Raw genomic sequence first — 21,947 nt, forward strand, 5'->3', positions numbered from 1 at the left:
AGACGTGGTCAGGGTGCCGCGAGCGGCGAGGGCGACGCGTTGCCCGTACCGATCTGCGCGGTCAGTGCGTCGTTCTTGAAGAAGGTATAGGACAGGGTGATGGTCTTCACTTCCGCCGGCAGGTCCGGGTCCACGATGAAGCGGACCGGCATGTCGCGGCTTTCGCCGGCCTGCAGGGTCTGGGCCGTGAAGCAGAAGCACTCGGTCTTGGTGAAATAGCCCGAGGCGCGGGCCGGCGCCACCGACGGCACCGCGCTGCCGACGACGGCGCGCTCACTGTCGTTGCGGGCGAAATACTTCGCCTCGTACAGCTCGCCGGGCACCACTTCCATGGTCAGCTGTTCCGGCCGGAACGCCCACGGCAGCTTGGAGTTGACGCCACCATCGAACTGCACGGTCACCGTGCGCGCGACCTTGGTCGCCGCCGCTGCGGCCACCTGGCCGGGCCCTTGCTCCAGGCGGATGCCGAATACCTTCTCGCAGGCGATGCGGTACAGCGGCACCAGCGAGAACGTCAGCACGAACACCGCCACCGCCACGCCCACCAGCTTGAACAGCCCGGCCGAGTTGGACTTGGCCGCGCTCATGCGCTCAACACCGCGCGGCCGATGAAGGCCACGAAGATCGCGAACGCGATGCCGCCGATCACCCACGCCGTCCGCAGCACCGCCTTGCGGCGGCGCGCGAGTTCCTCGGGAGTCAGCACGGGGGCGTTCATGGCGCGATGCTCGGCCGTCTCAGTGCGTCACGTCGCCGTGCGCCAGGTCGCCGTCCTTGATGACCGGCGGCGTGGTGAACGTGTGGTGCGGCGCGGGCGACGGCACGGTCCATTCCAGGCCCTTCGCGTTTTCCCACGCACGCGCCTCGGCCTTCTTGCCGCTGCGCAGCGAAGACCACAGGATCGCGGCCATGATGAACGGCGTCAGGAACATGCCGAACGCACCGATCGAGCTGATGAAGTTCCAGTCCGCGAACACCGGGTTGTAGTCCGGGATGCGGCGCGGCATGCCGGCCAGGCCCAGGAAGTGCTGCGGGAAGAACAGCAGGTTGACGAACACGATCGTCCACCAGAAATGGAACTTGCCCCAGAACTCGTTGTACATGCGGCCGGTCCACTTCGGCCACCAGTAGTAGGTGGCGGCGATGATGGAGAACAGCGCGCCGGTCACCAGCACGTAGTGGAAGTGCGCCACCACGAAATAGGTGTCGTGGTACTGGAAGTCCGCCGGCACGATGGCCAGCATCAGGCCGGAGAAGCCGCCGATGGTGAACAGGATCACGAAGCCCACGGCCCACAGCATCGGCGTTTCGAAGCTCAGCGAGCCCTTCCACATCGTGCTGACCCAGTTGAACACCTTCACGCCGGTCGGGATGGCGATCAGCATGGTGGCGAACATGAAGTAGATCTCGCCACCCAGCGGCATGCCCACCGTGAACATGTGGTGCGCCCACACGATGAACGACAGGAACGCGATCGAGGCGGTCGCGTACACCATGGCCTGGTAGCCGAACAGCGGCTTGCGGCTGAAGGTCGGGATGATTTCCGACACCACGCCGAACGCCGGCAGGATCATGATGTAGACCTCGGGGTGACCGAAGAACCAGAAGATGTGCTGGTACATCACCGGGTCGCCGCCGCCGGCCGCGTTGAAGAAGCTGGTGCCGAAGAACTTGTCGGTCAGCAGCATGGTCACCGCGCCCGCCAGCACCGGCATCACCGCGATCAGCAGGAACGCGGTGATCAGCCAGGTCCAGCAGAAGATCGGCATCTTCAGCAGGTCGATGCCCGGTGCGCGCATGTTGAGCACCGTGGCGATGATGTTGATCGCGCCCATGATCGAGCTGACGCCCATCATGTGGATGGCGAAGATGGTCAGCGCCACGTTCGCGCCGCCCTGCAGCGACAGCGGCGGGTACAGCGTCCAGCCACCGGCCGGCGCGCCGCCCGGCAGGAACAGCGAGCTGAGCAGCAGGGTGAAGGCGAACGGCATGATCCAGAAGGACCAGTTGTTCATGCGCGGCAGCGCCATGTCCGGCGCGCCCACCTGCAGCGGGATCATCCAGTTGGCCAGGCCGACGAACGCCGGCATCACGCCACCGAAGATCATGACCAGCGCATGCACCGTGGTCATCTGGTTGAAGAACTCGGGGCTGACCAGCTGCAGGCCCGGCACCATCAGCTCGGCACGGATCACCACCGACATGCCCGCGCCGATGATGAACATGATGAAGCTGAAGATCAGGTAGAGCGTGCCGATGTCCTTGTGGTTCGTGGAGAAGAACCACCGCTCGATGAAGCTCTGCTGGTGACCGTGGTGATCGTCATGATGATCGACGGCGGTGTTGGCCATGTGCGTAATCTCTTGCAGCTGATGCGGGCGGTCGATCAACCCTGCGCCGACGGCGCGGGGGTCTCGGCGGTGGGGGCGGCGTCAACGGCCGGGGCCGTCGTGGCGTCGGCCGGCGCGGCCTCTTCCACCGGCGCGGCCGGGGCGGGGGCGGCAGCCGGGGCGGGCTTCTTCGAAGCCAGCCACTGCTCGTACTCGGCCTTCGGCACCGCCTTCACGACGATCGGCATGAAGCCGTGGTCCTTGCCGCACAGCTCGGCGCACTGGCCGCGGTAGATGCCCGGTTCCTTGATGTCGGTCCAGGCCTCGTTGACGATGCCCGGGATGGCGTCCTGCTTCCAGCCCAGCGCCGGCACCCACCACGCGTGGATGACATCGTCGGCGGTGATCACGAAGCGGATCTTGGTGTTGGTGGGCAGCACCAGCTGGTTGTCGACGTCCAGCAGGTAGTGCGGGTGCGCCTTGATCTCTTCCTGCGTCGTCGCCTTGTTCTGGCGCAGGCGGTCGGACTCGCGGTCCAGCCGGCTGGTGAATTCCACGCCCTCGCCCAGGTATTCGTACTTCCACATCCACTGGTAGCCGGTGACCTTGACGGTCATCTCGGAATCGCGGGTGTCGTACATGGCGATCAGCTTGGCGGTCGCCGGCCAGGCCATGACCACCAGGATCAGCACCGGGATGACGGTCCAGATGATCTCGGCCGTGGTGTTGTGGCTGAACTGTGCCGGCACCGCGCCCTTGGAATGGCGGAACTTGAACATCGCGTAGCCCATCGCACCGAACACGATGATGCCGATGACGATGCAGACCCACAGCGCGATCATGTGCGCGTCATAGGCATGCTGCGACGACGCCGTCACGCCCTTGCCCATGTTCAGCTGCCACGGCTTCGGGTCCGCCGACTGCGCCCAGGCCAGCGCCGGCATTGCCAGCAGCGTGCACGCCGTCATCAACCGCTTCCACATCCCATTCACTTGCGTCATTGCCTAGACCCCAATGCGTCATCGGTTGCGGCCACTCGCGGCCGCCAGTAAATCCTGCAATCTGTCCGCCAGCTCCCGGCGTTCGGCCGGCCCCAGGAAGTTGCCCACCTGGACCTGCCTGCCGCTGGAGGCCAGCGAAATCCTTTCGCCATCCCGCTCGATGCACAGGCGCACCCAATAGGGATGCGCCCGGAACACCGCCCCTGACACGGAGGTGGTGACCTCCACCGCGTCCGGACCGATGCTGATGTCTTCCCTCCGGTCGCCACTGCGCCACAGCACGCGCAGCGCCGTGGCCAGGATGGCCGAATGGAGCAATGCAAAAGCCGGGGCGAAGGCATTGCCTCCCCACCAGCCCAGCATGGCGACGATCCACATCGCGCCCGACAGCGCCACGAACAACATCACGAACTGGCGGCGCGTCAGCGCCCGCGGCGGCCGCAGCCTGAGCTGCGCGCCGTGTCCGTCCCACGATGACGGCACCACTTCGATCATGTCGCCCGCCACACGATCCGGGCTGCGGAAAACCGTTAAATGGTAGCTCCCGCCACACTTTGCGGCAAGTTTCATTGATCCAGGACAAGGTGCTCGGCCCGGCCGCGCGAACCTCATCCGGCATCCGCGGATGCATTCCGCGACCACCGTCACCGCAGGGCGCAGGAGGACGGGCAACCCCCGCAAGCGGGCAACGGCGGGCATATCCGGGCCGCGCGCACGGCCCTAAACTAGTGGACTGCCTTTGGACTGCCCTGCCGTCATGTCGACACCCTCGCCTGTCCCGTCGCCCGCCGTTCCGCCGGCCGGCCGCATCATTTCCCCCGAAATCCCCGCTCCGCCGTCCCCGTTGCGCGCCGCGATCACCGCCGCCTGGCTGCGCGACGAGACCGGACATGTCCACGAACTGCTGGAGCAGGCGCGCCTGCCGGCCAACGAGCAGATCCAGGCGCAACGGCTTGCGGTGGACCTGGTGAAGCGGGTCCGCGCCCGCGCACAGGACCAGGGCGCCATCGAAGCCTTCATGCGCCAGTACGACCTCGGCAGCGACGAAGGTGTGCTGTTGATGTGCGTGGCCGAGGCCCTGCTGCGCATCCCGGACCAGGAGACCGCCGACAAGCTGATCCGCGACAAGCTGGGCGACGCGGACTGGGAGCGGCACCTGGGCCAGAGCGACTCCGTGCTGGTCAACGCCTCCACCTGGGGCCTGATGCTGACCGGTAAGCTGGTCAACCTGAACGACCTGACCCGCGCCGACGTGCCTGGCGCGTTCAAGCGCCTGGTCGGCCGCGTGGGCGAGCCGGTGATCCGGCTGGCCGTGCGCCAGGCCATGCGGATCATGGGCCACCAGTTCGTCATGGGCCGCACGATCGACGAAGCGCTGTCGCGCAGCCGCAAGGGCGAGAACGCCGACTACCGCTATTCCTTCGACATGCTGGGCGAGGGCGCGCTGACCACCCGGGACGCCGCCCGCTACCTGGAGGCCTATCGCCAGGCGATCCATGCGATCGGCCGCACCGGCCCCTTCGCCGACGTGTTCGCCGCGCCCAGCATCTCGATCAAGCTGTCCGCGCTGCACCCGCGCTATGAGCACGCCAAGCGCGCCCGCGTGATGAAGGAACTGGCCCCGGCCATCCTCGAACTGGCGCAACTCGCCAAGTCCTACGGCATCGGCTTCACCATCGACGCCGAAGAGGCCGACCGCCTGGAGCTGTCGCTGGACCTGATCGAGGCCACGTTCTCCGATGCCTCGCTCGATGGCTGGGAAGGCTACGGCCTGGCCGTGCAGGCCTACCAGAAGCGCACGCCGTACGTGATCGACTTCCTCGCCGACCTCGCCCGTCGCGTCGGTCGCCGCATGCCGGTGCGCCTGGTCAAGGGCGCCTACTGGGATGCCGAGATCAAGCGCGCGCAGATCGATGGCCATCCGGGCTATCCCGTGTTCACGCGCAAGCCGAACACCGACGTGTCCTATCTCGCCAACGCGCGCCGCATGCTCGACCACGGCAATGCGCTGTACCCGATGTTCGCCACCCACAACGCGCAGACCATCGCCGCGATCCGCTTCATCGCCAACGGCCGTCCTTACGAGCACCAGAAGCTGCACGGCATGGGCGACGACCTGTATGCCGAAGTGGTGCCGAAGCACCGGCTGGACACGCCATGCCGCGTGTACGCGCCCGTGGGCTCGCACGAAGACCTGTTGCCGTACCTGGTGCGCCGCCTGCTCGAGAACGGCGCCAACAGCAGCTTCGTCAACCGCATCACCGACGAGAACGTGGCCATCGAGGACCTGGTGCGCGACCCGGTGCAGACCGTGTCGGAATTCGAATCCATCCCGCACCCGCGCATCCCGCTGCCGGTCGATCTTTTCCGGAGCCAACCCGCTCCCATCGCCTCTTCTGACAGGAACAACTCCATGGGCGCCAACCTCGCCAACGACAACGACCTGCGCGCGCTGGCCGAGCGCATCAACGCCGCCGTGAAGCCGTGGCGCGCCGCGCCGCTGGTGCCGGGCGCGGTCGTGTCGAGCGCTGCGCTGCCGGTGACCAATCCCGCCGACCGCCGCCAGACCGTCGGCGAATGGCAGCCGGCCGACGGCGGCACGGTCGAGAAGGCGCTGGCGAACGCTGTCGGCGCACAGCCGGCCTGGGACCGCACGCCGGCCGCCAGCCGCGCCGCCATCCTCGAGCACGCCGCGAACCTGCTGGAGCAGCGCCTGCCCGACTACATTGCGCTGTGCGTGAAGGAAGCCGGCAAGACCATCCCCGACGGCGTCGCCGAAGTGCGCGAAGCGGTCGACTTCCTGCGCTACTACGCCGCCCAGGCGCGCGCGCAGTTCGGCGCGCCCGAACAGCTGCCCGGCCCGACCGGCGAATCCAACCAGCTTCAACTGCAGGGCCGCGGCGTGTTCGTCTGTATCAGCCCGTGGAACTTCCCGCTGGCGATCTTCCTGGGCCAGGTCAGCGCCGCGCTCGCCGCCGGCAACAGCGTGATCGCCAAGCCGGCCGAACAGACCAACCTGATCGGCCACGCGGCGGTGAAGCTGCTGCACGAAGCCGGCGTTCCGGAAGCCGTGCTGCAGTTCCTGCCCGGCGACGGCGCCACCGTCGGCGCCGCGCTGACCAAGGACCCGCGCGTGGCCGGCGTAGCCTTCACCGGTTCCACCGACACCGCGCGCGCCATCAACCGCGCGCTCGCCGGCCGCGACGCCGGCCCGATCGCCACGCTGATCGCCGAAACCGGTGGCCAGAACGCCTTTATCGCCGACTCCTCCGCACTGCCGGAGCAGCTGGTCAAGGACGCGATGGGTTCGGCGTTCACCTCCGCAGGCCAGCGCTGCTCGGCCGCGCGCGTGCTGTTCGTGCAGGACGACATCGCCGACAAGGTGATGACGATGCTGGCCGGCGCGATGGACGAGCTGAAGATCGGCGACCCCGGCCTGCTGTCCACCGACGTGGGCCCGGTGATCGATGCCGATGCGCTGAAGATCCTCGACGACCATGCCGTGCGCATGGCGGCCGAAGCACGTCTGATCAAGCAGGCCAACGCCGGTGAAGAAACGGCGCACGGCACCTTCTTCGCGCCGCGCGCGTGGGAACTGAAGTCGCTGGATCAGCTGCACAAGGAAATCTTCGGACCGGCCCTGCACGTGGTGCGCTGGAAGGCCGACCAGCTGGATGCGGTGATCGACCAGATCAATGCCACCGGTTACGGCCTGACCCTGGGCGTTCACTCGCGCATCGACGAAACCATCGACCGCATCGCTGCACGCGTGAAGGTCGGCAACGTGTACGTCAACCGCAACCAGATCGGCGCGGTGGTCGGCGTGCAGCCGTTCGGCGGCCAGGGCCTGTCGGGTACGGGACCCAAGGCCGGCGGCCCGCACTACCTGCCGCGCTTCGCTACCGAGAAAACGGTCACCGTCAACACGACCGCCGCAGGCGGCAACGCCTCGCTGCTGACGCTCGGCGACTGAGCCCGGGCTCCGCCGCGCATCGGCAGCTCTCACGTTGCATGCACAGCCCCGCTCCGGCGGGGCTTTTCTTTGGGCATGACCCACGGCACTGCTTGCCCGGGCATCGGCAGGCGATGCTGTCCCCACCCCACCCGTCGCTGGACCTTCACCCCGCCTGCGTGAACATCAGCCGATCCCGCCTGCCGGATTGATCCACATCCTGCGTTCTAGCGTCGACAAGGAGTTTCACGGCCAGCAGGGCCCCCGCGCATGACGACCGACTTCTACAACCTGCTGCTCAGCGACTCCGCCCTCGCCGCCGTGCTGCTCGCGCTCTTCTTCTACGTGGGCAGGGTCTCGCGCGGCGTGCGCGGCATCGCCACCTGGGGCGTGGCGCATTTCCTGTATTCCCTCGGCGCCGCGATGCTGGACGGCACTGCGCAGATGCTGGTGCGCGCCGGTGACGCGTCGCTCGCGCAAGCGATTGCCGGCCTGGGTGGCCTGCTGGCCTGCGCCGGCCTTGCCGGCCTGGCCTGGTCGATCATCCAGTTCGTGCAGCAGCGCGCGCTGACAGGGTGGGAACGTGCGCTGCTGCCGCTGTGCATCGGCTTCTCATTGGTCGGCGCGGTGGCGGGCGGCAGCGTTGACGCGCAGGGCGCTGCGATGAGCGCCACCGAAGTCATCGTGCTGGCGGTGATGATCCGGCACCTGCTCGCGCTGCGCAGCGCGCCCGACCATGTGCCGGCCAGACTCATGATCACCGGCTGTTTCGTGTTGCTGTGGCTGTATGGCGGCGACCTGCTCGCCGCACTGACCGGGCGCTATGGCCCCAATCCGGTCTGGGTGAACCTGGACCTGTCGATCTGGTTCATGCTCAATTTCTGCATGCTGATGCTGGCCAGCTTCCGCGCGGCCGAACCGCTGCGTCGTGGCGCGCTGTTCGATCCGCTCACCGGCGCGCTCAATCGCCGCGGCCTGGACAACGAACTGCAGGCCCGCAGCGGGCGGCATGCCGCCGAGCACGGGCTGGCCGTGATCGCACTGGACCTGGACCACTTCAAGGCCGTCAACGACGATCATGGCCACGAAGCGGGCGACCTGGTGCTGCAGCGCTTCTCCGATGTCGTGCGCAGCTGTATCCGCGGCGACGACCTGTTCGCGCGCCTGGGGGGGGAGGAGTTCATGCTGGTCCTGCGCGACACGCAGGCCGAAACCGCGCAGGCCCTTGCCGAACGCATCCGCCAGCAGGTGATGGCGCTTGAATTCGCTCCGGTCGGGACGGGAATCCGCATCACCGTCAGCCTGGGCGTGTCGTTCGCCGCCGACCGCAACGCGCCCTACGACACTCTGGTGCGCCTGGCCGACGAAGCCCTGTACGCCGCCAAGCATAAGGGCCGCAACCGGATCGAGGTACGCTGGCACCCTGCGCAAGCTGCCTAACGTATCACGGAACAACTTCGCGGCAAGCACGAGAATGGAGGCTTTCCCGGTGATCACCATGTCAACAGCCACTATCCCTCCATGCCTGCTGCACTTCCATATCTTCAAGAATGGCGGGTCAACACTGGACTGGATTCTCCGGCGAAATTTCGGCGACGCATTCCGGGAAGTCCACGGGCCTAATGCCGAGTCCACGCTTGTGGAAGAAGACATTGAACTGATCCTTAAGGAGGATCCTTCATCTATCGCATTCAGCAGTCATCACTTCAGATTTCCGATTGATCGGTTATCGCGGGTTTTTCCAATCGTACTGCTGAGGCATCCGCTGGACAGAATCGCGTCCATTTTCGAACAAGAGCGTCGTGCAGGCCTAGTGGACTCGTACACAGGCTTGGCTGATTGGGTGCATCGCTGTCTGGAAGAACGACCTTACGTGCTGTGTGATACACAGACATCGTTCTTTGCGCGCGGCGGCGTCTATTACGAGCCGCCCAATGAGATCGACCTGAGTACCGCGAGAACGAGAATCGAAGCGCTCGACTTCGTGGGGGTGGTCGATGAGTACGACGCCAGCATGGTCAGCTTGGAGCACCAGCTCCGTCCATGGTGGCCAAGTTTCGATGCAAGATATTTCCCCCAGAATCGAAGCGATCGCGATCCTTCCCTAGACGCTCGCCTGGCTATCCTGGAGAAACTCCTTGGCGACGAACTTTTCAGAAGATTGGAGAGGAACAATCTATATGACGCTCGATTGGTCGAATACGCGAGAAGCAAGCTCCACCAGAAGCTTGAGGAGACTGCGGGCGCCCACTCAACCATCGAGGACTTCGCGGCGCGGTGCGCCACCCTTCGCTGAATAGGGAGTGCCTGCTATGCTCAAACTCGTCCCATTGCTTGTTGTACTGTGCTTTCCTATCGCTGCGGCGACCGCGGCCGGTACCTGCCAAGGTTTCCCGGGAACCGCACCGAAGGGCGAACTGACCGCCACGCGCGTGGCCGCTGCACGCGCGGACGACAGCGAAGAGCGCCTGTACGAAGGCGCAGTGTGGCGCGACGGCGCGCTGTATCTGTCGGACTTCGTCCACAACGGCCGCTTCCCCTCGCGCATCCGCCGCTTCACCCCGCCGGACCGCTGGGAAACCATGGTCGAGGACAGCGGCAGCAACGGGCTCGCGCTGGATACGGACGGCCACCTCATCGCCGCCACCCACGACCGCAAGCAGGTGGCGCGGGTGGACCTGGCCGACGGCACGCGCACGCCACTGGTGTCGACGTTCGACGGCGCGCCATTCAACTCCCCGAACGACCTGGTGATGGCTGCCGACGGCACCCTCTACTTCACCGATCCCGACTACCAGCGCAAGGCCGCGCCCGGTGGCCAGCCCCTCACCCGCGTGTATCGCCACCACGAGGGCGTGACAACGGTGGTGGACGACAGCCTGCGCAATCCGAATGGCATCGCGCTGTCGCCGGATGGCGGCACGTTGTACGTGGCAGGCGGAACCGGCGATGGCGACGTGTTGCGCGCCTATCCGTTGCGCGACAGCGTGCCCGGCCCGGGCCGCGACCTGGCGCGCATCACCGGCGGCGACGGCCTGACGCTGGATTGCCTGGGCAACATCTACGTCACCGAACACGGCCAACAGCGCGTGCGCGTGTTCTCTCCCGCGGGTGACGTGCTGGCCACGATCCGCGTGGACGCCAACATCACCAATGCCGCGTTCGGCGGCGAAGACCGGCGCACGTTGTTCCTGACCGGCGCCGCGAGCCTGTGGTCGATCGAACTGCCGGTCGCCGGTCTTCCGTATTGATCCGGTGATGCAGGAAGGCAATGAAAAACCCCGCCGAGGCGGGGTTTTTCGTGGTTCGGATCCGTGCCGCGATCAGAACTTGTATTGCATCGCCACACCGAACAGGTCGGCGCCGCCCTCGAAGTCGCCCACCAGGCGCGCGCGCGTGCTGTTGGTCAGGTCGACTTCCGGCGTATCGACGATGTCGATCTTGACGTAGCTGGCGCTGAGCTCGAAATGCTCGGACACGTTCCAGGTCATGCCCAGCGAGTACCACATGCGGTCCTGGTCGGGCAGGCGCGGAGTGCGGTGCGGACGGCTGACCGGGGAGTCGTCGCGCGCCACGCCGGCGCGGAAGGTGAACTTGTCGCTGAACTTGTACTCGCCGCCGATCGAATAGAACCAGTTCTCATCCCAGCTGTAGTCCTCGACCGAGTCGGGCTGCGCGGGGTTGTCGAACTCGATGCGGATTTCCTGCAGCGACGACCAGTCGGTGCGGGTGGCTTCGGCCATCACGGTGAAGCGATCGGTGGCGTAGTAGGTGGCGCTGAAGGCATCGATGGCCGGCGTGGTCAGATCGGCACCGCCGCCACCGTTGATGAAGACGCCGTTGCCGAGCGCGGCACGCACGTTGGCAGGCACTTCGAACACCGCGTCGCCGTCCAGCTCATGGTCGATCTCAGAGCGGTGCGAGTAACCCAGCGACAGCTTGTCGGTCGGGCGCCAGTTCATGCCGACGATCCAGCCGAAGCCGTTGTCGGTGCCGTTGATGCTGGCGAAACCGTCGTTGCGCTGCGGACCGAATTGCGCCGTCGGGCCCACGCAGGCAGCCGGGCTGCGGCCGCAGATGACGGTGCCAAAGTCGACGGCGTTGGACAGGGTGACGTCGGCGTGCTCGTAGATGAAACCCGCACCGACCGAGAAACGGTCGCTCAGTTCGAGGGATGCCGCCAGGGTCAGGTCGACGATCTTCACGTCGGATTCCAGCGCGTGGTAACGACCCTTCCAGCCATCGTCGTAGTCGGTCTTCAGGCCGAACGGCGCGCTGATCATCATGCCCAGCGTCAGGTATTCGAAATCGCCGCTCAGCGGCAGGATGAAGGAAGCGGCCGGCACGGCGGCCACGTCACCGGCGTCGCCACCGTTGCCGCCGGTCAGCGGCTGCTGGAACGGGGTGCCGGTCGCGGCGGTGCCGCTGCCTTCGAATTCGTAGGACAGGTCGATCGCGGTGACGTCGGCCTGCAGGGTGCGCTCGGTGAAGGTGGACATGACGGCCGGGTTGTTGACCACGACCGAGGCGTCGCCCTTGGCGGAAGCCGCACCGGCCATCGCGCGGCCCTGGGCCTTGACGCTGTTTTCCTTCAGCTGGAAGGCGGCGGCGTGCACGTCACCATAGGCGAGCACGCCTGCGATACCGAGCGCCAGCGCCGAAACGCGGGTGATGTTCTTTGCAAATTCCATGAATGATTTCTCCGGAGACGTGGGTAAAAGCGCCTGCGTCGTCCATGGCCGCGGGTGTTGTGGTCCACCCGTTCGGCCTGCCGGAAGCCCCTCCCGACATACGACGCCGTATGCAGTATACCTGCTAACTAAACTCTAACAATCCGTCGTAAGTCATTGCCCCTATTCAGTTTCGCCGCGACGCACCATGGGCAGTCCGGCAGTGAGCGGGTAGAGTGCCGACGCATGTTCGTTTCCCTCCCGTCCCGCCGGAAACCGCCCGTCCGCTGGGCCACGCCGACCCTGTTGGTGGTCCTGTCCGCCGCCTTCTGCTGGGCGTTGACCCTCGGGGAGGCCGCGCAGAGCTACCTGCTGACCCAATGGGGGGCGCTGACCGGCGGCATGGTGGCGCCGGAGGTCTGGCTGGCGTCGTTGCAGCGCGGCACGGTGCTGCGCCTGTTCACCGCGCTGTTCCTGCATGCGGACTGGGCGCATCTGCTGGGCAACCTGGTGTTCCTGCTGATCTTCGGCCTGCCCGCGGAACGGGCGATGGGGCCGTGGCGGTTCCTGCTGCTGTTCCTCGTGGGCGGTGCCGTGGCGAACGTCGCCGCCGTGCTCAGCATCGGAACACCCGACCGCGTCATCATCGGCGCCAGCGGTGCGATCTCCGCCGTCATCGGCGCCTACCTGGCCCTGTTCCCCACCGCCAAGCTGGGCGTGGTGCTGCCGCTGGGCCTGTTCCTCGAATTCGTGAAGGCGCCGGCCTCGCTCCTGATCGGCATCTGGGCACTGCTGCAGGTGGTCTTCGCCTACACGGGCCCCGCCTTCGGCACCGTGGCGTGGTCGGCGCACATCGCGGGCTTCCTGTTCGGCGTGGTGTTCGCCCTGTTCGTGCGCGCCGCCATCGCACGGCGGATGCGCAAGCGGCAGGGATACTGAAGAGGCCACCTGCCGCCCACGATGCCCGTCGTCATCCCGGCTTGCGCCGGGAACGGAAGCGGGCCCGCCTGTCGACGGGTGCCGGCCGCACGCAACGCACTCCGTATAATCCGCTGCATGAAAACCACGCTCTACAAGGTCACCTTCCACAACCACACCAAGGTCTACGAGCTGTACGCGCGCAAGGTGGCGGCGAGCAGCCTGTGGGGATTCACCGAGGTGGGCGAACTGGTGTTCGACATGCACGAAGGCCTGGTGGTGGACCCCACCGAAGAACGCCTGCGCGACGAGTTCGGCAACACCAAGGTCCTGCACCTGCCGATGCAGAGCATCATCCGGGTGGAAGAGGTGGAGCGGAAAGGCCAGTCGGCGATCCGCGACGCGGCCACCGGCGAGAAAGTGGTGACACCGTTCCCGATGCCGGCGAAGCCGCGCTAGGCGCGCCTCCCGCTTCCGATGGAGCGGCCTCCGTCGCGATGCAGGCATCCGGCTTCGCGACGGATGTCGCGCCCACGTCCGCCAACGCTCAGCGCCGCTGCTGGCTCGAGGGCGCCCGCGCCGTGGCGACCACCTTCTTCAGTTCGACCAGCGCCGCCGTGATCGGCGCATCACCGTCGAGCACGTCACCCGGCGTGTAGCCGGCCGCACCTTCTTCGTCGCCGCGCAGATGACCGGGCAGTGTGGCCTCGGTGATGTACGGCTGGCCATCCGGCCCGATCGCCGTGCCCGGCTTGCCATCCTGTTCCGGCTTGACCACCACGTCGGGCACGATGCCGCTGGCCTGGATCGATTTGCCGCTGGGCGTGTAGTAGCGCGCAGTCGTCAACTTCACCGAATCGCCGTTGTCGAGCGGCAGCACCGTCTGCACCGAGCCCTTGCCGAAGGTGCGACTGCCCACCACGCGTGCGCGCTTGTTGTCGCGCAGCGCGCCGGCCAGCACTTCAGAGGCGCTGGCCGAGCCTGCGTCCACCAGCACCACCACGGGCGCGCCGTTCAAGCGGTCGCCCGGCGTGGCATCGAATTTGGAGTCGCTGATCGACATCCGCCCGCGGGTGCTGACGATGTTGCCCTTGTCGAGCAGGTCGTCGGCCACCTGCACTGCCGCCAGCAGCAGTCCACCCGGATTGCTGCGCAGGTCCAGCACGAGTCCGCGCAGCTTCCCGTTCTCCTGCAGCCTGTCCACCTGCTTCTGGAAATCGGCGGCGGTGTCGGTCTGGAATGCGCTGATGCGAACGTAGCCGTAGCCCGGCTCCAGCACGCGGCTGCGCACGCTGGTGATGCGGATGGTGTCCCGCACCAGGGTCACGTCGAACGGCTTGGGCGTGCCATCGCGCAGGATCGTCAGCACGATCCGGCTGCCCGGCGCGCCACGCAGCGGCTCCATGCCGTCTTCGGCGCTGATCGGCTTGCCGTCGATGGCGGTGATGACGTCGCCGGACCTGATGCCCGCCTTCGCGGCGGGCGTGTCGTCGATCGGCGACACCACCAGCAGCGTCCGGTCGGGCTGCTGCTGCAGTTCCACGCCGATGCCTTCGTAGGCGCCGGTGGCCTGTTCGTCGAAGGCGTCGGAATCTTCCTTGTCGAAGTAGGTGCTGTGCGGATCCAGGTCCAGCAACAGGCCCCGGATGGCGGACTGCATCAGTTCGCGGTCTTCGACCGGTTCGACATACGCCTCCTTGACCGCATTGAACACGGCCACGTAGCGGCGGATCTCGTCCAGCGGCACTTTCGACGGGGCGTTTTCCGCGGCATCGGGATCGTCGCTGGGCGCGACCACCGGCGGCGTCTCCGGCAGTGGCGCCTGCTGCTGCGCCCACGCCGGCATGCACGCGAACAGGGCGACGGTCAGGGTGGCCAGGGAAAGACGCAGCGGCATGCAGACGCTCCAGGAGGGGCTTGATGGGACTTCGCGCACGGGCGCGAAGTTCACCGGATTATGCGCGAAGCCACCTGGCACGTTTGTTCAAGCCGGGTTAGGGCCCGGCGCCCTGTTCATCGCCGCTGCAGCCACGATGCCGGGTCGACCGGCTGGCCGTTGCGGCGCAGTTCGAAGTACAGCGCAGCCTGGCCCTGTCCGCCCGACGTGCCCACACGCGCCACCGCATCACCCCGCTTGACCCGTTCGCCGCTGTCCTTCAGCAGGCTGTCGTTGTGCGCGTACAGGCTCATGTAGCCATTGCCATGATCGAGGATCAGGATCAGGCCGTACCCCGTCATCCATTCGGAAAACACCACGGTACCGTCCGCCACCGCCGTGACCGGCGTGCCCGAAGGTGCGCCGATCAGCACGCCGGTGCTGGCGCGACCATCGGGCATGCGTCCGCCATAGCGCGCCAACAGACTGCCCGATACCGGCCAGCCCAGACCGCCGACTTTCAGCGGAGGTGCGGAGGCCACGGCCGGACGCGGCGCAGGCGGGGTGCGCGTACTGCGTGACGCGGTACCGGCACTGTCGCGCTTCTGTGCCGCTGCCGCAGCGGCTTCGCGGCGTGCGGCGGCACGACGTTCGGTCTCGGCACGCGCAGCTGCGGCGCGCAGGTTGTCCAGCAGGCGTTGCAGCGAACGCGCGTCCTGTCCCAGCGCCTTTTCCTTTGCGGCACGATCCTGGTATCGCTCGTCCAGGTCCGCGACCAGGCTCGCGCGTGTCCTGCGGGCCTTCTCCAGTTGCGAGACCTGCTCGCGCTGCCTTGCCCGCGCCGTGTCCAGCTCGGTGCGACGGGCCACGATGTCGCGCTCCACCTGGTCCAACGCCGCCAGCTCGGTGTTCAATGTCGCGATGCGCCGCGCCTGGTCCCGCTGCACGTAGCGGTGGTAGGCCAGCAAGCGGTTCGCATCGGCCACGCGATCCTGCGACAGCAGCACCTTCAACGGGGCGTCGTCGCCCTGCTGGTAGGCCGCACGCACCAGTGCCGTGAGCTGCCGGCGCTGCGACGCCTGCTGCGCCTGCATGGCATCGCGCTTCTGCTGCAGCGCCTGCAGCGCGGCGGCCTCGCGACGCAGGGCCGCTTCGGTCTCGGACAGCGACCGCGTCGTGCGACCGACCTGCTCGTCCGCATCGCGCAGCTGGCGCGACGCCGTGCCACGCTCGCCTTCCAGCTTGCGGCGCTCCTGCGCGATCGATTTCAGCTCGCTGCGCACGCGCTCCAGCTTGCGTTCGGTCTCGCGCGGATTCTGCGCCGGCGCAACCGCCGCGACGGCCAGCCCGGCGAGCAGGAGCGCGGTGAACGCAGTGCGCGCGCGGCTGGGCATCAGGCGCCGATCAGGCTGCGGCCGCTCATGTCGGCCGGCTGCGCAAGGCCCAGCAGATCCAGCAGCGTCGGCGCCACGTCGCGCAACGCACCCCCGCTGCGCAACGTCACCGCACGCTGGCCCGCGCTTTCTGGCAACACGAGGACCAGCGGCACCGGGCCGACCGTGTGTGCGGTGTGCGGCTGGCCGGTGGCCGGATCGCGCATCATTTCCAGGTTGCCGTGGTCGGCGGTGATGAGCAGCGCACCACCGGCCTTGCGCACGGCGGCATCCACTTCACCGATGGCCACGTCCACCGCCTGCGCGGCGAGGATCGCGGCATGCAGGTCGCCGCTGTGTCCGACCATGTCGGGATTGGCGATGTTGCAGATGATGGCGTCGAAGCGGCCCGAGCCAATGGCCTCCACCAGCTTCGCGGTCAGCTCTGGGCAACTCATTTCCGGCTGCAGGTCGTAGGTGGCCACTTTCGGGCTGGGAATCAGGATGCGTTCCTCGCCGGCGAACACATCCTCGCGTCCGCCGCTGAAGAAGAACGTCACGTGCGCGTATTTCTCCGTCTCGGCGATGCGCAACTGGGTCAGGCCCGCGTCCGCCAGCAGTTCGCCGAAGGTCTGGCGCAGGTCGTCCGGCGCGAACGCCACCGGCGCGGGCAGCTTGGCGTCGTACTCGGTCAGGCAGACGAAGCGGGCCAGCGACGGCTTGCGTGCATCGAAGCCGTCGAACGCGGGTGACACGAACGCCGCCGTCAGCTGGCGCGCGCGATCGGCGCGGAAGTTCATGAAGACCACGGCATCGCCGTCGGCCATCGGTTGGGCGCCGTCGATCACGGTCGGCAGCACGAACTCGTCATTCTCGCCGCGCGCGTACGCGGCTTCCAGCGCGGCCACGCCGCTGGCGGCATGGTGGTCGCTGCGTGCCTCCACCATCGCGTCCCACGCCAGGCGCAGGCGGTCCCAGCGCTTGTCGCGGTCCATGGCGTAGTAGCGGCCGCTGACCGAGGCGATGTGCGCGTTGCCGAGTTCCGCACACAGGTCCTGCAGCGCGCGCAGGCTGGGTTCGGCCGACTTCGGCGGCGTGTCGCGGCCATCCAGGAAGGCGTGCACCGCGACGCGCGGCACGCCCTGGCGCTTGGCCAGGTCCAGCATCGCGAAGATGTGCAGTTCATGGCTGTGCACGCCGCCCGGCGACAGCAGGCCGAACACGTGCAGGGTCTTGCCTGCGGCCTTGACCGCCTCGCAGGCGGCGACAAGCTCGGCATTGGCGAAGAAGCTGCCGTCCTCGATGGCAGCGTCGATGCGGGTCAGGTCCTGGTAGACGATGCGGCCCGCCCCCAGGTTCATGTGCCCCACTTCCGAATTGCCCATCTGCCCCTCGGGCAGGCCCACATGGCGGCCTTCGGTGTGGATCAGCGTGTGCGGGGCGTTCGCCAGCAGGCGGTGCCAGTTCGGCAGCGTGGCCTGCGCCAGCGCGTTGTCGGCGGGATCTTCGCGATGCCCCCAGCCATCCAGGATCAGCAGCACGACGGGCTTGGGACGCTTCACGCGCATGTTGTCTTCAGGCGGGGGGGATGCGGACACGGCAGGATTCCAGTGACTTCAGGCAGGTGACGATTGTAGCGAAGCGTGGTGCCATGGCGTCCCCGATGACGGCCGGGCTAAACCTTTCCCTCCCCGCGCGCATCACAGTCATCAACACCACCCGAAGGATGACCCCATGACCCGTACCCGCACCGTCCTGCTGCTGACCCTGGCCCTGGCTGCCACGCCCGCGCTGGCCCAACAGGAGATCTCCAAGGTGAACGGCAGTGTCACCGCCGAGGCCGGCCAGACCTATGCCGACCTGGACACCGTCAACGGCAGCATCCGCATCGGGGATGGCGCCACCGCCGAGGATGCCAGCACCGTCAACGGCAGCATCAACGTGGGCGACAAGGCGCGCGTGGATTCGCTGGAAACCGTGAACGGCTCCGTCCGTGCCGGCAAGGACGTGCAAATCCGCAAGGACGTCGAAACCGTCAACGGCAGCATCTTCATCGACCACGGCGGCGTGATCGGCGGCGACATCGAGACCGTCAATGGCGCCATCGGCCTGGTCGCCACCCAGGTCAGCGGCAGCATCCACACCGTGCGCGGCGACATCACCGTGGGCGTGGGGTCCCATGTGCGCGGCGGCCTGCGCGTGCAGAAGTCCACCGGCTTCTTCAACACCGACAGCAAGCGTCCCCCGCGCATCATCATCGGACCGAATGCCGTCGTCGAAGGCGCGCTGGTGTTCGAGCGCCCGGTCACCCTGTACGTGCACAGCAGCGCGAAGACCGGCCCGGTGACCGGCGCCACGGCCACGCCGTACAGCACCGACAGGGCCCCGACCGAGTAAGGAAGGCGGACCGCGGCACAAGGCACAGGCCCGGCCTGTCCATTGCCGCTAGAATCGGGATTCCTTTCGTTGAGGAATCCCGATGTCCCGCAAGTTGATGCTGCTGCTTGCCGCTTCCGTCGCACTGACGGCATGCAAGCGCGAAGCCGAGGCCCCGGCCCCCGCGCCCGAAGCCGCCACGCCGCCCGCCGCGGCGCACACCTTTACCGCCGACATCACCGAGGGCGACTTCGCCGACATGGTGAACGCGCTGGCGTCGGACGAGTTCGAAGGCCGCGCGCCCGGCTCGGTCGGCGAAGAGAAGACCACCGCCTACCTCGAAGCGCAGATGAAGCGCATCGGCCTGCAGCCGGGCAACAACGGCAGCTATTTCCAGGACGTGCCGATGGTGGAGACCACCGCCGACGAGGCCGCGACCACGCTGTCGCTGACCACGTCCGCCGGCAAGCGCGACCTGAAGTTCGGCACCGATTACGTCATCGGCACCCGTACCGGCGAGACCGAGGTCAAGCTGGACGCCAGCGAGCTGGTGTTCGTCGGCTATGGCGTCGATGCACCGGAGCAGAAGTGGAACGATTACGCCGGCCAGGACTGGACCGGCAAGACCGTGGTGATGTTCGTCAACGATCCCGGCTTCCACGCCAAGGACGAAGCCCTGTTCGGCGGCAACCGCATGACCTACTACGGCCGCTGGACGTACAAGTTCGAGGAAGCCGCGCGCAAGGGCGCCGCCGCCGCCCTGATCGTGCACGACACGCCCGGCGCCAGCTATGGTTGGGACGTGGTGAAGAACTCCTGGGCCGGCCCGCAGTACGACCTGCCCGCCAAGGATGATCCGGAGAAGCGCATCCCGCTGCAGGGCTGGCTGAGCGCCGAAGCCGCGAAGCAGCTGTTCGCCGATGCCGGGGTGGACCTGGACGCGGCCTACGCCAGCGCCGGCAAGCGCGGCTTCAAGCCGGTGCCGCTGAAGGCACAGCTGTCCGCCTCGCTGAAGAGCAGCATCACCGAGAAGACCTCGCGCAACGTCATCGGCGTGCTGCCGGGCAGCAGCAAGCCCGACGAAGCCGTGCTGTACATGGCGCACTGGGACCACCTGGGCAAGCACGAGGGTGAGGAAGGCGACAACATCTACAACGGTGCCGTCGACAACGCGACCGGCGTGGCCGGCATCCTGGAGATCGCCGAAGCGTTCGCCCACCAGGATCCCAAGCCCGCGCGTTCGGTGGTCTTCGTGGCGGTGACCCTGGAGGAATCCGGCCTGCTGGGTTCCAAGTACTACGTCGCGCACCCGACCTTCCCGCTCGACAAGATCGCCGGCGTGATCAACCTCGACGCCATGAGCGTGGGCGGCAAGTCGCGTGACTTCGTCGTCACCGGCAAGGGCAACTCGCAGCTTGAGGACATGCTGAAGGTCTACGCCGACCAGCAGGGCCGCGTGCTCGCCGAGGAAGGCAACCCGGCCGGCGGCTACTACTTCCGCAGCGACCACTTCAACTTCGCCAAGGCCGGCGTGCCGGCGCTCTACGCGAAGGGGGGCAACGACCTGGTGGACGGCGGCGTCGAGGCCGGCAAGGCCGCGAGCGAGGAATACGCGAAGCGCTATCACCAGGCCAGCGACGAAGTACACGACGGCTGGAAGCTGGACGGCGTGGTGCAGGACCTGCAGGCGCTGTACGGCGTGGGCAAGGACCTGGCCGTCGAAGACAAATGGCCGACCTGGTACGACGGCAATCCCTTCAAGGCCGCGCGCGACGCGATGATGAAGGCGGAGCCGGCGAAGCAGTAAGCCTCGCTCCGATGCGAAAATGAAAACGGCGCCGAAAGGCGCCGTTTTCTTATTCCTTCTCCCCGCCTGCGGGGAGAAGGTGCCCGGCAGGGCGGATGAGGGGCGAGCGCGGTGATATTCCGCGCGATGTTTCTCCGCCATCGTCGAACCCGGCAATGCGCACGCGCAGATCCAAGAGGATGCCTCCGCTCGCCCCTCACCCGCCTTCGGCACCCTCTCCCCGCAACGCGGGGAGAGGGGAACTTCCCATGGACGCCCACCCTCGCCACCCACTACCCTGCGCCATCCTCGGAGGGAAACGTCATGTCGATCGCTTACTGGTGCATCCTGGTCACCGCACTGCTGCCGTACCTGTGGGTCTTCATCGCCAAGCGCTCGGGCGAGCGCTACAACAACCGCAATCCGCGCGCGTGGGTCGCCAAGCAGGATGGCAACTACAAGGTGCAGCGTGCGAACGCCGCGCATCTCAACGGCTTCGAAGCGTTCCCTGCGTTCGTCGCCGGCGTGCTGATGGCGCAGCTGGCCGGCGTGCCGGTCAGTCAGGTCACCCCGCTCGCCGTAGCGTTCGTGGTCGCCCGCATCTTCCATGGTTGGTTCTACCTGATGGACATGTACTCCATGCGCAGCCTGGTCTGGCTGCTCGGCATGCTGTGCGCCGTGGCGCTGATGGTGCTGGCGGCGCTGCAGGTGGCGTGATGTCGCTCCCTGTAGGAGCGACGTAAGTCGCGACCGCACGCCATGAAAGCCGCTGACGTTCCAGGGCAAGCAGCCCCACCGATACGACCGCTCCTGGTCTGACCATCCCGGCATTTCACTTCTGCGGTCGCGACTCACGTCGCTCCTACAGAGAGCACGACTACCGCAGGTCCTCTTCCCATCCGAACAGGGCGAACGCCTTGCGGAATTCCGCATTCAGCGGCGCCACCGCTTCGATGCGTTCGCCCGTGACCGGATGCGGGAACGACAGCCGCACCGCGTGCAGCAGCATGCGGTGCACGCCCTGCATGCGGAAGTTCCGGTTGTGGCGGCCATCGCCATGGCTGGTGTCGCCGATCAGGTGATGGAACGCGTGCTTCAGGTGTCGGCGGATCTGGCGGAAGCGGCCTGTCTCCGGCTGGCATCGCAGCAGCGCATAGCGTGAGGTCTCGAAACCGGCGGACGGCAGCGGCAGCTCGCCCGTCGCCAAGCGCACGAAACGCGTCACCGATGGCTTCTTGTCCGGCTTGCCCGGGCCGCCGTCCAGCGGATGGTCGACGATGAAGTCCGGCTCCGGCCAGCCGCGGCATACGGCCAGATAATCCTTTTCCACCTCGCGCGACATCAACACCTTGCCCAGCGTCGATGCGCTGTCGCGGTCGAATGCCACCAGCAGGCAGCCGCTGGTGGCGCGGTCCAGCCGGTGGATCAGGAAGATGGGGCGGCCGAACTGCATGCGCAGCCGGTCGGCGACGAAATCCGTTTCCCCACCGGCCAGCTTGCTGTCGTGCGCCATCACGCCCGCGGGCTTGTTGACCACCGCGATCTGCGCATCGGCATACAGCACGGGCAACGCGCCGTCGCCCGCTTTCGTCTCACCGTAATCCATGAATCTGCGTGCCTTCCAAATCTGCGAAACTCGGGGTTCGCCGCACGCGATGGACGCAC

Annotated in this window: 17 protein-coding genes and 2 pseudogenes; 9 read left to right on the forward strand and 10 right to left on the reverse strand. The window is 67.1% G+C overall.

The window, feature by feature from the left end:
- Nucleotides 1-8 precede the first annotated feature (8 nt).
- Genes AC3DET_RS16025 through AC3DET_RS16045 form a run of 5 tightly spaced genes read right to left on the reverse strand, consistent with a single transcriptional unit; the run spans nucleotide 9 to nucleotide 3,826 of the window.
- Nucleotides 9-587: a cytochrome c oxidase assembly protein gene (locus AC3DET_RS16025; RefSeq protein ID WP_192199749.1), complete on the reverse strand. Its 579-nt coding sequence runs from the start codon at nucleotides 585-587 to the stop codon at nucleotides 9-11.
- A complete protein-coding gene (locus AC3DET_RS16030) occupies nucleotides 584-718 on the reverse strand; it encodes a hypothetical protein (protein ID WP_255431468.1) in 135 nt (44 codons plus the stop codon). The genes AC3DET_RS16025 and AC3DET_RS16030 overlap by 4 nt, the downstream gene beginning before the upstream one ends.
- A gap of 19 nt (nucleotides 719-737) precedes the next feature.
- Entirely contained in the window at nucleotides 738-2,351 is a 1,614-nt protein-coding gene (ctaD, locus tag AC3DET_RS16035; protein ID WP_337732446.1) for a cytochrome c oxidase subunit I, read from the reverse strand.
- Between the two features lie 35 nt (nucleotides 2,352-2,386).
- A complete protein-coding gene (gene coxB, locus AC3DET_RS16040; RefSeq protein ID WP_337732447.1) occupies nucleotides 2,387-3,331 on the reverse strand; it encodes a cytochrome c oxidase subunit II in 945 nt (314 codons plus the stop codon).
- Nucleotides 3,332-3,349: 18 nt separating this feature from the next.
- Complete coding sequence (locus AC3DET_RS16045) at nucleotides 3,350-3,826, reverse strand: DUF2244 domain-containing protein (RefSeq protein ID WP_337732448.1); 477 nt, start codon at nucleotides 3,824-3,826, stop codon at nucleotides 3,350-3,352.
- Between the two features lie 262 nt (nucleotides 3,827-4,088).
- Here AC3DET_RS16045 and putA point away from each other — a divergent pair, with 262 nt between their 5' ends.
- The 4 genes from putA to AC3DET_RS16065 all read left to right on the forward strand — a co-directional run bounded on the left by putA (nucleotide 4,089) and on the right by AC3DET_RS16065 (nucleotide 10,534).
- Complete coding sequence (gene putA / locus AC3DET_RS16050; protein ID WP_488392258.1) at nucleotides 4,089-7,304, forward strand: bifunctional proline dehydrogenase/L-glutamate gamma-semialdehyde dehydrogenase PutA; 3,216 nt, start codon at nucleotides 4,089-4,091, stop codon at nucleotides 7,302-7,304.
- Nucleotides 7,305-7,553: 249 nt separating this feature from the next.
- Complete coding sequence (locus tag AC3DET_RS16055) at nucleotides 7,554-8,723, forward strand: GGDEF domain-containing protein (RefSeq protein WP_488392259.1); 1,170 nt, start codon at nucleotides 7,554-7,556, stop codon at nucleotides 8,721-8,723.
- Nucleotides 8,724-8,781: 58 nt separating this feature from the next.
- A complete protein-coding gene (locus tag AC3DET_RS16060) occupies nucleotides 8,782-9,579 on the forward strand; it encodes a hypothetical protein (protein ID WP_488392260.1) in 798 nt (265 codons plus the stop codon).
- A gap of 16 nt (nucleotides 9,580-9,595) precedes the next feature.
- On the forward strand, nucleotides 9,596-10,534 hold the full coding sequence (locus AC3DET_RS16065; RefSeq protein WP_488392261.1) for an SMP-30/gluconolactonase/LRE family protein: 939 nt from the start codon (nucleotides 9,596-9,598) through the stop codon (nucleotides 10,532-10,534).
- Between the two features lie 72 nt (nucleotides 10,535-10,606).
- Here the strand turns inward: AC3DET_RS16065 and AC3DET_RS16070 are convergent, their stop codons facing one another.
- Nucleotides 10,607-11,974, reverse strand: a complete 1,368-nt coding sequence (locus AC3DET_RS16070) for an OmpP1/FadL family transporter (protein WP_488392262.1) — start codon at nucleotides 11,972-11,974, stop codon at nucleotides 10,607-10,609.
- Between the two features lie 354 nt (nucleotides 11,975-12,328).
- On the opposite strand from AC3DET_RS16070, the pseudogene AC3DET_RS16075 reads away from it, so the two are divergent.
- Both AC3DET_RS16075 and AC3DET_RS16080 read left to right on the forward strand, forming a co-directional pair.
- Nucleotides 12,329-12,892 (forward strand): annotated as a pseudogene (locus AC3DET_RS16075) (rhomboid family intramembrane serine protease); the annotation flags it as partial.
- Between the two features lie 117 nt (nucleotides 12,893-13,009).
- Nucleotides 13,010-13,330: a DUF1820 family protein gene (locus AC3DET_RS16080; protein WP_488392263.1), complete on the forward strand. Its 321-nt coding sequence runs from the start codon at nucleotides 13,010-13,012 to the stop codon at nucleotides 13,328-13,330.
- A 91-nt stretch (nucleotides 13,331-13,421) separates the two neighbouring features.
- On the opposite strand, the pseudogene AC3DET_RS16085 reads toward AC3DET_RS16080, so the two are convergent.
- The 3 genes and pseudogenes from AC3DET_RS16085 to gpmI all read right to left on the reverse strand — a co-directional run.
- Nucleotides 13,422-14,768: pseudogene (locus tag AC3DET_RS16085) on the reverse strand (S41 family peptidase); the annotation flags it as partial.
- A 116-nt stretch (nucleotides 14,769-14,884) separates the two neighbouring features.
- The gene (locus AC3DET_RS16090) at nucleotides 14,885-16,141 is read right to left on the reverse strand and encodes a murein hydrolase activator EnvC family protein (protein WP_488392264.1); all 1,257 of its coding nucleotides are present in this window, start codon (nucleotides 16,139-16,141) and stop codon (nucleotides 14,885-14,887) included.
- Nucleotides 16,141-17,718, reverse strand: a complete 1,578-nt coding sequence (gpmI, locus tag AC3DET_RS16095; protein WP_488392265.1) for a 2,3-bisphosphoglycerate-independent phosphoglycerate mutase — start codon at nucleotides 17,716-17,718, stop codon at nucleotides 16,141-16,143. The genes AC3DET_RS16090 and gpmI overlap by 1 nt, the downstream gene beginning before the upstream one ends.
- 136 nt (nucleotides 17,719-17,854) lie before the next feature.
- On the opposite strand from gpmI, the gene AC3DET_RS16100 reads away from it, so the two are divergent.
- The 3 genes from AC3DET_RS16100 to AC3DET_RS16110 all read left to right on the forward strand — a co-directional run bounded on the left by AC3DET_RS16100 (nucleotide 17,855) and on the right by AC3DET_RS16110 (nucleotide 20,999).
- Nucleotides 17,855-18,517: a DUF4097 family beta strand repeat-containing protein gene (locus tag AC3DET_RS16100; RefSeq protein ID WP_337732456.1), complete on the forward strand. Its 663-nt coding sequence runs from the start codon at nucleotides 17,855-17,857 to the stop codon at nucleotides 18,515-18,517.
- A gap of 82 nt (nucleotides 18,518-18,599) precedes the next feature.
- On the forward strand, nucleotides 18,600-20,303 hold the full coding sequence (locus tag AC3DET_RS16105) for a M28 family metallopeptidase (protein WP_488392266.1): 1,704 nt from the start codon (nucleotides 18,600-18,602) through the stop codon (nucleotides 20,301-20,303).
- Nucleotides 20,304-20,606: 303 nt separating this feature from the next.
- Nucleotides 20,607-20,999: an MAPEG family protein gene (locus AC3DET_RS16110; RefSeq protein ID WP_488392267.1), complete on the forward strand. Its 393-nt coding sequence runs from the start codon at nucleotides 20,607-20,609 to the stop codon at nucleotides 20,997-20,999.
- A gap of 160 nt (nucleotides 21,000-21,159) precedes the next feature.
- On the opposite strand, the gene AC3DET_RS16115 is transcribed toward AC3DET_RS16110, so the two are convergent.
- Entirely contained in the window at nucleotides 21,160-21,888 is a 729-nt protein-coding gene (locus tag AC3DET_RS16115) for a pseudouridine synthase (RefSeq protein ID WP_488392268.1), read from the reverse strand.
- Nucleotides 21,889-21,947: the final 59 nt, after the last annotated feature.

Source organism: Pseudoxanthomonas sp. 97-1-1 (genome assembly GCF_057773125.1).

Bases quoted from the DNA above. Each gene is read 5' to 3' on its own strand.
- AC3DET_RS16025 (WP_192199749.1), bottom strand. From the start codon at position 587: ATGAGCGCGGCCAAGTCCAACTCGGCCGGGCTGTTCAAGCTGGTGGGC.
- AC3DET_RS16030 (WP_255431468.1), bottom strand. From the start codon at position 718: ATGAACGCCCCCGTGCTGACTCCCGAGGAACTCGCGCGCCGCCGCAAG.
- ctaD (WP_337732446.1), bottom strand. From the start codon at position 2,351: ATGGCCAACACCGCCGTCGATCATCATGACGATCACCACGGTCACCAG.
- coxB (WP_337732447.1), bottom strand. From the start codon at position 3,331: ATGACGCAAGTGAATGGGATGTGGAAGCGGTTGATGACGGCGTGCACG.
- AC3DET_RS16045 (WP_337732448.1), bottom strand. From the start codon at position 3,826: ATGATCGAAGTGGTGCCGTCATCGTGGGACGGACACGGCGCGCAGCTC.
- putA (WP_488392258.1), top strand. From the start codon at position 4,089: ATGTCGACACCCTCGCCTGTCCCGTCGCCCGCCGTTCCGCCGGCCGGC.
- AC3DET_RS16055 (WP_488392259.1), top strand. From the start codon at position 7,554: ATGACGACCGACTTCTACAACCTGCTGCTCAGCGACTCCGCCCTCGCC.
- AC3DET_RS16060 (WP_488392260.1), top strand. From the start codon at position 8,782: ATGTCAACAGCCACTATCCCTCCATGCCTGCTGCACTTCCATATCTTC.
- AC3DET_RS16065 (WP_488392261.1), top strand. From the start codon at position 9,596: ATGCTCAAACTCGTCCCATTGCTTGTTGTACTGTGCTTTCCTATCGCT.
- AC3DET_RS16070 (WP_488392262.1), bottom strand. From the start codon at position 11,974: ATGGAATTTGCAAAGAACATCACCCGCGTTTCGGCGCTGGCGCTCGGT.
- AC3DET_RS16080 (WP_488392263.1), top strand. From the start codon at position 13,010: ATGAAAACCACGCTCTACAAGGTCACCTTCCACAACCACACCAAGGTC.
- AC3DET_RS16090 (WP_488392264.1), bottom strand. From the start codon at position 16,141: ATGCCCAGCCGCGCGCGCACTGCGTTCACCGCGCTCCTGCTCGCCGGG.
- AC3DET_RS16100 (WP_337732456.1), top strand. From the start codon at position 17,855: ATGACCCGTACCCGCACCGTCCTGCTGCTGACCCTGGCCCTGGCTGCC.
- AC3DET_RS16105 (WP_488392266.1), top strand. From the start codon at position 18,600: ATGTCCCGCAAGTTGATGCTGCTGCTTGCCGCTTCCGTCGCACTGACG.
- AC3DET_RS16110 (WP_488392267.1), top strand. From the start codon at position 20,607: ATGTCGATCGCTTACTGGTGCATCCTGGTCACCGCACTGCTGCCGTAC.
- AC3DET_RS16115 (WP_488392268.1), bottom strand. From the start codon at position 21,888: ATGGATTACGGTGAGACGAAAGCGGGCGACGGCGCGTTGCCCGTGCTG.